Origin of the sequence: Microbacterium sp. H6 (assembly GCF_003314775.1) — a bacterium.
GTDB classification, from domain to species: Bacteria; Actinomycetota; Actinomycetes; order Actinomycetales; family Microbacteriaceae; genus Microbacterium; species Microbacterium oxydans.
Genome location: NZ_QOAY01000102.1, coordinates 20,751 through 30,719 on the forward strand (window position 1 = coordinate 20,751; position 9,969 = coordinate 30,719).

The following is a 9,969-nucleotide window of genomic DNA, read 5'->3' on the forward strand; positions in this document are numbered from 1 at the left end:
ACCGCCTGTTCCGCGGCGGCGGCGTCGTCGGTCGACACCGTGGCGAACGAGAGCTCCGGCACGCGGGCGTTGACGAGCACGGTCGGGAGGTTCACTTGACGCAGGCGCTCGTAGTGCTGATGCGCGGCATCGGCCTGCGTGTAGTTCCCCCCGAGGAAGATGACGCCGGACACCTGCTGCGCGAGGAGCAGGTCGACGTAGTCCGACTCCGTCACACCTCCGGCATTCTGCGTGCAGAGCAGCGGCGTGTACCCGTTCTGGGTGAGCGCACCGCCGACGATCTCGGCGAATGCGGGGAAGATCGGATTCTGCAGCTCGGGCAGCACCAGGCCCACGAGGCGGGCGCGTTCTCCGCGCAGCTTCGTCGGCCGCTCGTAGCCCAGGACGTCGAGGGCGGTGAGGACCGCCTGGCGCGTGGCGTCCGAGACCCCCGGCTTCTCGTTGAGCACGCGACTGACCGTCGCCTCACTCACTCCGACCTTGCGGGCCACCTCGGCGAGTCGCTTCGACATGCAGCCAGTGTACGCAAGTCCTTGCAAGAAGGCGCAAGCGGTTTGCGCTCCCTCGCGGAGTCGTCAGCGGACGTTGCCGTTGGAGCAGGTCTGCTGCGCGGCGGAGTTGCCCTTGATCGAATCGGGAAGCGCCACGACGTTGTCGGGGGTCGCTGCCGGGTCCGGAGTCGCCGCCGTGTCGGTCGGCTGTTCGCCGGCTGTGGTCGGCTCCTGCACGATCACACCGTCGTTGCGGTTGTTCTCGTGCGTGATCTGCAGCTGCGCGTTCTCGGCGAGCGCATCCCAGAGCGCAGCAGCTGCGGTGTAGTTGGGGACGACCTTGTTGGGGTTCGCCGAGTCCGCGCCGTTGGGGTACTGCACGAAGACGATGTCCTCGAACGGCACGGACTTGACCGCGAGCGCGATCTGCACGAGCGTCATCGGATTCGTGAGCGACTCGCTCGGTTCGAGGTTCTGGATCGCGGTGTTCGCGAGCTTGAGCATCACCGGGACGTTGCCGAGCACCTCGCCGCTGATCATCTTGCGGGCCAGGCTCGACATGTACTGCTGCTGATTGCCGATGCGGCCGAGGTCGCTGCCGTCACCGACCCCGTGGCGGGTGCGCAGGAACTGGAGCGCCTGCAGCCCCTCCACCGTGTGCGTGCCCGCAGCCATGTCGAGTCCGGTGTAGCGGTCCTTGATCGGGTTGGCGAGGCAGACGTCCACGCCTCCGATGGCGTTCGTGATCTCGATCACGCCGCCGAAGGTGACGCCGGCCGCGAACTGGATCTCCTGATCGGTCAGCTCGGAGATGGTCTTCACGACGCAGTTCAGGCCGCCGTCCGTGTACGCCGTGTTCAGCGGCTGCTTGCTCATCGCAGAGGTGGCGTTGCCGTTCTTGTCCGTGCAGGACGGGATCGGGACCATCAGGTCTCGGGGGAAGCTGACCACCGTGATGCGGCGCGGCTCCTGCGAGACGTGGACGAGCAGGTTCACGTCATTGAGCGTTCCCTCGGCGTCAGCTCCCGTGCACCGCTCGCCGAACAGGTCCTTGTACTTCTCCTCGCAGGTGTCCACCCCGGTGAGCACCATGTTGAAGCCGCCCTCGTACTCGCCGATGTCCGGCGGGATGGGGTCCTGGCCCTCGATCTCGACAGCATTCGCCGAGACCGTGCTCGTGAGGTCGTAGAAGACGTAGGCGCCGACGCCGAGGCCGCTCACCAGGACCACGGCGAGGCCGATGGCGATGAACTTCAGGAGTTGGCCGACGGTACCGGGAGTACCCAGCTGACCATGGCGCGCGATCGTGTGCCGGCGTCGGGGGTTCTGGCTCACTCGGGACCTTTCGGATTCAGCGCCGGTGCGGGGGACACCGTGCTCACAATGCGGAGGGTGTGGGATTCGAACCCACGAGACATCTCTGCCCACTGGTTTTCAAGACCAGCTCCATCGGCCGCTCGGACAACCCTCCCGGCAGGCACTTCTGCCGACCAGGCGTGAGTCTAGCCGAGTTCTATTCTCCGGCGCTGACCTGGGCGGGGGCTGGAAGCGTGTCGAGCGCTCGCGCCAGGCCACCGTCGACGACATCTGCGGTGACCTCGCCCGCTGCCTCCTTCACCACGTCCGGAGCCTGGCCCATCGCCACCGCCCGACCACCGAGCGCGCGCGCCCAGCCGAACATCCCGATGTCGTTGCGCCCGTCCCCGGCGACGAGGATGCGCCCCTCGCCGAGCCCGAGCTCGGTACGCACCTGCTCCAGCGCCGTGCCCTTGTCCACACCCTGCGGTGCGATGTCCAGCCACGCCGTCCAGCCGATCGCGTACGACACCTCGTTCAGACCGGCGTCAGCGACCAGACGGTGGAAGTCCTCTTCGTCGTGACCGGGAGAGACGACGACGATGCGCGAGACGGGAAGGGCTCCGAGCTCGTCGAAGTCGACCTGTCGACCGCCGTCGAGCGTCCAGTCGTCGAGCTGCTCCGTGAACAGCCGCTGCCCCGAAGCCAGTTCCACCATGTACCTGGCGTCGGGCAGCCGCTCTCGCAGCAGACCGAGAACCGGGGTGGGGTCGAACGTCTCCACGTTCCAACGCTCCCAGTCATCGCCCGAGCGCCGCATCGTCACGGCCCCGTTGGAGCAGACGACGAAGTCAGCGGTCAGTCCGAGTTCCTCGACGTAGCGCCGCGTCGCCATCCAGCTTCGTCCGGTCGCGATCGTGACGACATGTCCGCCGTCGCGCAGGCGGGCGATCGCCTCCGGAACACCGGGGCTCATCGTCTCGTCCTGCAGCAGGATGGTCCCGTCGACGTCGAGGCCGACCAGCCAGGCGTCCGTCATCGTGCGGCCCGCCCCTCAGCGGGCGGCTCGATCACCTCGAGGCCGCCGAGATACGGGCGCAGCACCTCGGGGACGCGCACGGATCCATCCGCCTGCTGATGGGTCTCGAGCAGCGCCACGATCCAGCGCGTCGTGGCGAGCGTGCCGTTCAGCGTGGCGACGTGCTGCGTCTTCGCCGCGCCCTGCGCCGCACCATCCGCGGTCTCCACCACCGGCCGGTACCGCACATCGAGACGTCGGGCCTGGAACGTCGTGCAGTTCGAGGTCGACGTCAGCTCGCGGAAGGCACCCTGCGTGGGGACCCAGGCCTCGATGTCGTACTTGCGGGCGGCGCTCGAACCGAGATCTCCCGCTGCGACGTCGATCACGCGGTAGGCGAGGCCGAGGGAGGTCAGCATCTCCTCCTGCAGCGCGACGAGGCGCAGGTGCTCGGCCTCCGCGTCCTCGGCCGTCGTGTAGACGAACATCTCGAGCTTGTTGAACTGGTGCACACGGATGATGCCTCGGGTGTCCTTGCCGTGCGAGCCCGCCTCACGCCGGTAGCACGTCGACCAGCCGGCGTACCGGAGGGCACCGTCCGTCAAGTCGACGATCTCGTCCTTGTGGTACCCGGCGAGCGCGACCTCGCTGGTGCCGACGAGGTACAGATCGTCGTCCTTGTCGAGGTGATAGACCTCGTCGGCGTGCTCGCCGAGGAAGCCCGTCCCCTGCATGATCTCGGGGCGCACGAGCGTCGGGGTGATCAGGGGCACGAAGCCGTTCTGCAGCGCCTTGTCGAGCGCGAGGTTCATCAGCGCGATCTCGAGACGTGCTCCGATGCCGCGCAGGAAGTAGAAGCGGGCGCCGGAGACCTTGGCACCGCGTTCCATGTCGATCGCACCGAGGAGCTCGCCCAGCTCGAGGTGGTCCTTCGGCTCGAAGTCGAAAGCGGGCACGTCTCCCACACGCCGCAGCTCGACGAAGTCGGCTTCGCCACCGGCCGGTACACCGTCGATGACGACGTTCTCGATCCGGGCGAGGGCCGCGGCCGCGGCCTCAGCCGCCTCGTTCGCGGCGTGCTGGGCCTGCTTCACTCGCTCGGCGAGGTCCTTGGCCTGCGCGACCAGGGCGGCCTTCTCCTCCTTCGGGGCTTTCGCGACCAGCTTCCCGAAGGCGTTCTGCTCTGCTCGCAGCTCCTCGAATGCGGAGAGCGCCGACCGGCGCGATCGATCGGCCTCGAGTGCGACGTCGACGGTGCTCTGGTCGTTTCCACGAGCAGTCTGCGAGCGGCGGACGATCTCCGGATTGTCGCGGAGGAGTGCGAGGTCGATCATCCACCAAGTCTACGGTGATCGTCACACCCTCTCGGATGTCACACTCTCGGCGCAGCAGCGTCTTCCTCTGCAACGGCCGGCATTCCGCCGACCCTCGGAAAGGAACACCCATGAGCACTCGCGTCACCGCCCTCGATCAGCTGAACCTGGCGTTCGCCGACCGCTTCAACGCCCGTGACCTCGACGGATTGATGGCATTGAACACCCCGGAGGTGGTCTTCGTCCCCGCGCCGGGGACACCGGTCACCGGCACGGAAGCCGTGAGGGGCGCGCTCGAGCAGTTCCTCGGCCTGAACCTGCCGATCTCGATGACGGTCCGTCACGTCTTCGAGAGCGCGGGCACCGGCCTCGCGGTCGCCGACTGGACGATCTCGGGCGTCGCACCCGACGGGTCGGAGGTCTCCCTCGCCGGGACGACCGCCGACGTCGCGGTGTACGACGATGCGCACGGCTGGCGCTACGCGATCGACAACCCGTTCGGGACCGCCTGAGATGACGTGAGGGAGACCTGCAGGAGAGTCTCCCTCACGCCACCCCCATGCCTGTGCCGCGGCAGGCCTTCAGCGCCTTGCGTGCCCGCGAGATGCGCTGCCGGGCGGCGGCGGGTTCGATTCCGAGTCGCGTCGCCACCTCCTCCGCCGAGAGCCCGTCGGCTACCGTCAACAGCAGTGGTTCCCGAAGCGTGGGTGGGAGCGCATGCACAGCCGCCATTGCTCCGTCGAGCAGGACTCGCGCCTCGACGACGGACTCGACGCTGACGTGCTCGTCCGCCGCCTCTTCCAGCGTCGCGGCGGGGCGACGGGAGCGCTGTCTGGCGAGGTCGACGGCGACGTTCCTGGCGATCACGTCGAGCCAGGCGCACATGCGCCCTGGCTGCGGGGTGTCGAGGTGAGAGATCGACCTCCAGGCGCGCAGCAGCGCGTTCTGCGCCGCGTCGTCGGCGTCGTCGACGGGAACCCCGAGCGAGATGCTCCGTCGCCGCAGACGATCCGGGTCGCCTTCGATCATCGCGGAGAGCAACGTGCGAGCGGTGTCGTCGGAGTCATCGCGCATGTCTCCATTCTCCTCGCGCAGGGAAGGCCCGGCGCCGGATGGGCGACCCGAGTGGATCGCGGTTTAGAGTAGCGCCATGACCACGAGCGAACCCGTCCGGCGACAGGCGGCGCTCATCTACAACCCGATCAAGGTCGACGGCAAGCACCTCCGGGCTCGAGTGCGCGATCTCTCCCGGGAGGCCGGTTGGGAGCATCCCGCGTTCTACCCCACGACCGTCGAGGACGCCGGCCAGCTCGCCACGGCGCAGGCGCTGGAGCGCGGGGTGGACGTCGTGCTGGTCGCGGGAGGCGACGGCACGGTGCGCGCCGTGTCGGAGGCGATCGCGAACAGCGGGGTGCCGTTGGCGATCCTACCCAGCGGCACAGGGAATCTGCTCGCGCGCAATCTCGGGCTCCCGCTGGGCGACCCGACCGAGATGATCCAGGCGGCGCTCGGCGACTTCCGACACCCGATCGACATCGGCTGGGCGCGGCTGACTCGACAGGACGGTGAGGAGGCGCAGCATGCGTTCGTCGTCCTCGCCGGAATGGGTCTCGACGCCGACATGATCGCGAACACCCGCTCCGATCTGAAGAAATCCGTCGGGTGGATCGCGTACGTCGACGGCGCCGCCCGCTCCCTGCCTCGCGCGAAGCCGTTCCGCGCGGTCTACCAGATCGACGACGGGCGCCTGCATACCCATCGCGCCTACAGCCTGCTGTTCGCGAACTGCGGCACGCTCCCTGCCGGGATATCCCTGATCCCCGAGGCGTCGATCACCGACGCCGCCCTCGACGTGGCGGTCATCCAGCCGACCGGCATGCTCGGCTGGTTCGCCGTCTGGCGGAAGATCTGGTGGGACAACTCCGTGCTGCGACGCTTCCGCGCGGGACGCCGAGTCCTCGAACGGCGCGGGAAGAACGCCTCCGTCCACTACTTCCACGGGGCCGCGGCCGAGGCTGCAGCGCCCGACCCGATCCCGATCGAGCTCGACGGCGACGAGTTCGGGGAAGCCGTGCGCATCACCTGCTGGGCAGACCCGGGGGCGCTTCTGCTGGCGCTGCCGACGGGCCACCCCGTGCACATCCTCTGAAGGACCGCGGGCTTCGGATTCAGCGCACCTCGACCGTGCCTTCGAGGCCTCCGCCGACGAGGGTCAGGGTGAAGGGCGCGTCGTCATCGACCGCGTCGTCCCCGAAGGAGAGCAGCGTGGCGCGCGGAGCCATGTCCATCGTGCAGGCCTTGGTCTCATCCGTCACGAACGTCGCCGTGCCGCTGTTCCCCGACCCCTCGAGGGATTCGATCTCCGGCGGGCAGGACGACGATCCCCAGGTGAGCAGCACCAGAGCGCCGTCGCCGAACCAGCCGGCAGACGGCAGGTACTCGGTCGACGTGCCGGGCGTGCCCGTCGCGGCGGGGTCGCCGTCGAGGTCGACGTCGTCGGTGATGTCGCCGTAGGTGACCTCGAGGGTGATGTCGGCTGTCGGGTCCACGCCCTGCGGAAGCGCGCCGATGCTGGCCCGCGGAGCGAGGTCCTTCGTACACGGCCGTGGCGACTCGCCCTCGGCGTCGACGAGAGTGACCGTGACGGTCTGTCCTTCGGCGCTCACCTGGTCCACCTGGGGGACGCACGTGGAGGAGCCCACCGTGACGACGGCGAACATGCGTCCGTCGTCGAGCAGCGCACCCTCGATGTCGTTCCGGTCGTCGACGCCGCCCGCGCTCGGCGCAGGGGAACTCGTCGGCGTCTCCGAACCGGGGCTCGCGGTGCAGCCGGCGACGAGGAGCGCCGCGGCGACGAGACCGACGACAGGGGCGAGAGGACGCAGCGCGGAGGTCATGCTCACAGGGTAGCCCTCGCGGACTCGCGACGGATAGCGCGACGACTACTGCAGCGCGGAGGTGAGGCGGGCGAGGTTGTCGAGCACGGTCGAGCGCAGCGGCTGCTGCATCCACTCCTCCAGCGTCAGCTCACGGCTGAGGGAGCGGTACTTGTCCTCGACCTCCCGCATCTCGGCGACGAACTCCTCGCCACGCACCAGCATCGAGACCTCGAGATTCAGACCGAAGGAGCGCATGTCCATGTTGCTCGACCCGACCACCGCGACCTCCTCGTCGATCGTGAGCGTCTTGGTGTGCAGGATGTAGGGCTTGCGATACATCCAGATGCGCACTCCCGCCTTGAGCAGAACCTCGTAGTAGCTGCGCTGGGCGTGATAGACCATCGCCTGGTCGCCCTCTTCCGAGACGAACAGCTCGACGTGCACGCCACGGTCGACGGCGGCCGTGACCGCGAGGAGCAGGGCTTCGTCGGGGACGAAGTAAGGGCTGACGATCATGATCTTCTTCTTCGCCGCGTAGAGCAGTGCGAGGAAGAGACGGAGGTTGTTCTCGACTTCGAACCCCGGGCCGGAGGGCACGACCTGGCAGTCGAGATCCCCGGAGCCGATGTTCGCGTGGGCGATGTCGATGCCCTCGAGCACCGTGTCGGTCTCGCTGTACCAGTCGGCGACGAAGATCGCGTTCACGCTCAACACCACGGGACCATCGAGACGGACCATCAGGTCGACCCAGTGCAGTCCTCGCTTGATGTTCTTCTTCAGGTTGTAGGTCGAATCGGTGATGTTCTGCGACCCGAGGAATGCGATGTTGCCGTCGACGACGAGGAGCTTCCGGTGGTTGCGCAGATCGGGGCGCTGCATCTTGCCCTTGAGCGGCTGCACCGGGAGCATCAGGTGCCAGTCCGCCCCCATCGCGTTGAGTCGCGCGATGGTCTGCTTGTAGCGGGGCTTTCCGCGGTTCGCCCAGTGATCGAGCAGCACGCGGACCTCCACCCCTCGCGCGCAGACCTCTTCGAGGGCGCGGAAGAAGTTGTCGGTCGAGTCGTCCGACTGCAGGATGTAGAACTCGACGTGCACGTACTCCTGCGCGGTGCGGATGGCCTCGGCCATCTCATCGAGCGACTCCTGGTAGTCGGAGATGAGGTGGGCGCCGTTGTCGCCGGAGAGCGGGAGGGCGCCGAGCTTCTGGTTCATCTGCACGATCGGGCCGAACCACGCAGGGGCGTTCGGACGCAGGGTCCCGAAGTGCAGGTGCTCGCTGGTCTCCGCGATGTACTCGTTGATCTGATCCTGCTTGCGTCGACGCGCCCGCGGGAGGCGCGGGTTGCCGATCATGAGGAAGAGGAAGACGCCGACGAACGGGATGAAGAAGACCGCCAGCAGCCACGCCATCGCGGCGGTGGGGCGACGGTTGCGGGGGATGACGATGATCGCCGTGACACGGATGGTGATGTCGAGCACCAGAAGGAAGGTGGCGATCCACCACCCCCAGGTGTCCGGAGTCATCGTGCCCCCTCGCCACCGCAGTGACCGTCACAGCTCATGCGCATCTGAGCAGATGCGCTGGCTTCACAGTAGCCGATGGGTGGGACTCAGCCGCGCGGCGGGAGACCCCGTGCCGCGCGTTCCTCGGCTTCGATCTGTGCGTGCACCTTGCGCTCGGTGCGGTCGAACCGGAGGATTCCCCGGACCACGAGGAAGAACACGACGCTCACGCCGACGGTCGGCAGAAGCGACCATGCCGCAGCGAGCCAGAAGTTGTCCATCCCTCCATGGTACGCGAGCCACTGTTCGTGCACACTCCGGCACTCACAGGATCTGCGTCCACAAGCCCCCTTTTCCCCTCCCATCCGCCCCGCCGACGTGCACACTCTCGACATGACCACAGTTCTCCGCGCCACCGATTCCGCCGCATTCCTCGGCATCGTCCCCTCTCTCGCCGGCTTCACGCCCCGTCGGAGCATCGTCCTCCTCCCGTTCCGCGGCTCGCGCACCGACGGTGCCATGCGTCTGGACCTCCCCGAGGAGAGCACCGATGTCGGTCGCTATGCCGACAACGCGGTCGGGCTCGTGGCACGGGTCTCCGGCACGGATGCGGTGGCCGTCGTCGTCTACACCGATCAGGATGCGCACCCGACGCGCGACGGCCTGGTGCTCCCGCACGCGGTGGTGATCGACGAGGTGCTCGGCTGCGCGGAGGATGCGGGTCTGCGAGTCGTCGACGCTCTGTGCGTGACGCCGTCCGGCTGGTCGAGCTACCTTGAGGAGGAACCGGAGCTCGGGTCTCTCGCGCAGATCCGCCTTCCGTCCGACCTGCCGCCGATGGAAGACGTGTCCGGAGATCAGAACGTCGGCACGGAGCTGCCGACCGTCGATCTGGCGGAGAAGAAGCGGGTCGGGCGAGCATCCGCCGACCTCGACGCGCTCCTCGATCGGCGCGGGCGCGCTCCGCGAAGCGCCAGGGAGAATCCTCAGCTCATCGCCGCACTCGTCCTGCTCGACGACGTGCCCGCGTTCCTCGAGTCGGTGCTGGCTGCACCCGACGGTCTTCCACCCTTCGCGACAGCCGCGCTGCTGTGGTGTCTGGAGAAGCCGCTGCTGCGCGACGTGGCGATCGCGCAATGGGCGACCGACCTCGCGGGAGGCATCCGCACGCTCGACGCCCAGACCGCCTTCGCCGAGTCCGGCGTCATGGTTCCCGACGAAGTGGGCGACGTGTTCCTCGGACGCGGACCGACGCCCGACACCGAACGCCTGCGGTGCGCCCTCTCGGTCGCGCGCGAGGCAGCCGCCCGTGCACCCCGGCACTCGCGACCCGCCCCGCTCACCGTGGCCGCGTGGCTGTCCTGGGCGCTGGGGCGCGCCAGTCACGCGGGCCGCTACCTCGAGATGGTGCGCGAGATCGACCCTCGGTACTCGCTCGCCGCACTGTTGGAGACCATGATCGGCGGGGC

At 68.2% G+C, this 9,969-nt stretch carries 11 protein-coding genes and 1 tRNA gene; 3 read left to right on the forward strand and 9 right to left on the reverse strand.

Features of this window, described 5'->3' with window-relative positions:
• The 5 genes from DSP71_RS23290 to serS form a co-directional block, all read right to left on the reverse strand.
• Nucleotides 1-512, reverse strand: a 512-nt coding sequence (locus DSP71_RS23290) for a LacI family DNA-binding transcriptional regulator (RefSeq protein ID WP_258546306.1), incomplete at its 3' end; no start/stop codon positions are given.
• A gap of 63 nt (nucleotides 513-575) precedes the next feature.
• Entirely contained in the window at nucleotides 576-1,826 is a 1,251-nt protein-coding gene (locus DSP71_RS06940; protein ID WP_061018215.1) for an LCP family protein, read from the reverse strand.
• A gap of 51 nt (nucleotides 1,827-1,877) precedes the next feature.
• Nucleotides 1,878-1,962: transfer RNA gene (locus DSP71_RS06945), tRNA-Ser, on the reverse strand.
• A 42-nt stretch (nucleotides 1,963-2,004) separates the two neighbouring features.
• Entirely contained in the window at nucleotides 2,005-2,826 is an 822-nt protein-coding gene (locus DSP71_RS06950; RefSeq protein WP_113680714.1) for an HAD family hydrolase, read from the reverse strand.
• Entirely contained in the window at nucleotides 2,823-4,139 is a 1,317-nt protein-coding gene (serS, locus tag DSP71_RS06955; RefSeq protein WP_113680715.1) for a serine--tRNA ligase, read from the reverse strand. The genes DSP71_RS06950 and serS overlap by 4 nt, the downstream gene beginning before the upstream one ends.
• Nucleotides 4,140-4,249: 110 nt before the next feature.
• On the opposite strand from serS, the gene DSP71_RS06960 reads away from it, so the two are divergent.
• Nucleotides 4,250-4,630: a nuclear transport factor 2 family protein gene (locus DSP71_RS06960; RefSeq protein WP_058631524.1), complete on the forward strand. Its 381-nt coding sequence runs from the start codon at nucleotides 4,250-4,252 to the stop codon at nucleotides 4,628-4,630.
• A 34-nt stretch (nucleotides 4,631-4,664) separates the two neighbouring features.
• Here DSP71_RS06960 and DSP71_RS06965 read toward each other — a convergent pair whose 3' ends face one another.
• Complete coding sequence (locus DSP71_RS06965) at nucleotides 4,665-5,192, reverse strand: RNA polymerase sigma factor (RefSeq protein WP_113680716.1); 528 nt, start codon at nucleotides 5,190-5,192, stop codon at nucleotides 4,665-4,667.
• A gap of 76 nt (nucleotides 5,193-5,268) precedes the next feature.
• On the opposite strand from DSP71_RS06965, the gene DSP71_RS06970 reads away from it, so the two are divergent.
• Nucleotides 5,269-6,267 carry a diacylglycerol kinase family protein gene (locus tag DSP71_RS06970; RefSeq protein ID WP_113680717.1) on the forward strand — a complete coding sequence of 333 codons (999 nt, stop codon included), beginning with the start codon at nucleotides 5,269-5,271 and terminating at the stop codon, nucleotides 6,265-6,267.
• A gap of 19 nt (nucleotides 6,268-6,286) precedes the next feature.
• Here DSP71_RS06970 and DSP71_RS06975 read toward each other — a convergent pair whose 3' ends face one another.
• From DSP71_RS06975 to DSP71_RS22045, 3 genes are all read right to left on the reverse strand, one after another.
• Nucleotides 6,287-7,015, reverse strand: coding sequence for a hypothetical protein (locus DSP71_RS06975; protein WP_113680718.1), 729 nt, complete (start codon nucleotides 7,013-7,015; stop codon nucleotides 6,287-6,289).
• 45 nt (nucleotides 7,016-7,060) lie between these two features.
• On the reverse strand, nucleotides 7,061-8,521 hold the full coding sequence (gene cls, locus DSP71_RS06980) for a cardiolipin synthase (RefSeq protein WP_113680719.1): 1,461 nt from the start codon (nucleotides 8,519-8,521) through the stop codon (nucleotides 7,061-7,063).
• An 86-nt stretch (nucleotides 8,522-8,607) separates the two neighbouring features.
• Nucleotides 8,608-8,781 (reverse strand): hypothetical protein, encoded by a 174-nt coding sequence (locus DSP71_RS22045; RefSeq protein ID WP_164734077.1) that lies wholly within the window; start codon nucleotides 8,779-8,781, stop codon nucleotides 8,608-8,610.
• Nucleotides 8,782-8,893: 112 nt separating this feature from the next.
• On the opposite strand from DSP71_RS22045, the gene DSP71_RS06985 reads away from it, so the two are divergent.
• Nucleotides 8,894-9,969 (forward strand): DUF4192 family protein (locus DSP71_RS06985; RefSeq protein ID WP_113680722.1); only part of this gene is annotated, 1,076 nt, incomplete at its 3' end.

Bases quoted from the DNA above. Each gene is read 5' to 3' on its own strand.
- DSP71_RS06975 (WP_113680718.1), bottom strand. From the start codon at position 7,015: ATGACCTCCGCGCTGCGTCCTCTCGCCCCTGTCGTCGGTCTCGTCGCC.
- DSP71_RS06950 (WP_113680714.1), bottom strand. From the start codon at position 2,826: ATGACGGACGCCTGGCTGGTCGGCCTCGACGTCGACGGGACCATCCTG.
- DSP71_RS06965 (WP_113680716.1), bottom strand. From the start codon at position 5,192: ATGCGCGATGACTCCGACGACACCGCTCGCACGTTGCTCTCCGCGATG.
- serS (WP_113680715.1), bottom strand. From the start codon at position 4,139: ATGATCGACCTCGCACTCCTCCGCGACAATCCGGAGATCGTCCGCCGC.
- DSP71_RS06970 (WP_113680717.1), top strand. From the start codon at position 5,269: ATGACCACGAGCGAACCCGTCCGGCGACAGGCGGCGCTCATCTACAAC.
- DSP71_RS22045 (WP_164734077.1), bottom strand. From the start codon at position 8,781: ATGGACAACTTCTGGCTCGCTGCGGCATGGTCGCTTCTGCCGACCGTC.
- DSP71_RS06960 (WP_058631524.1), top strand. From the start codon at position 4,250: ATGAGCACTCGCGTCACCGCCCTCGATCAGCTGAACCTGGCGTTCGCC.
- cls (WP_113680719.1), bottom strand. From the start codon at position 8,521: ATGACTCCGGACACCTGGGGGTGGTGGATCGCCACCTTCCTTCTGGTG.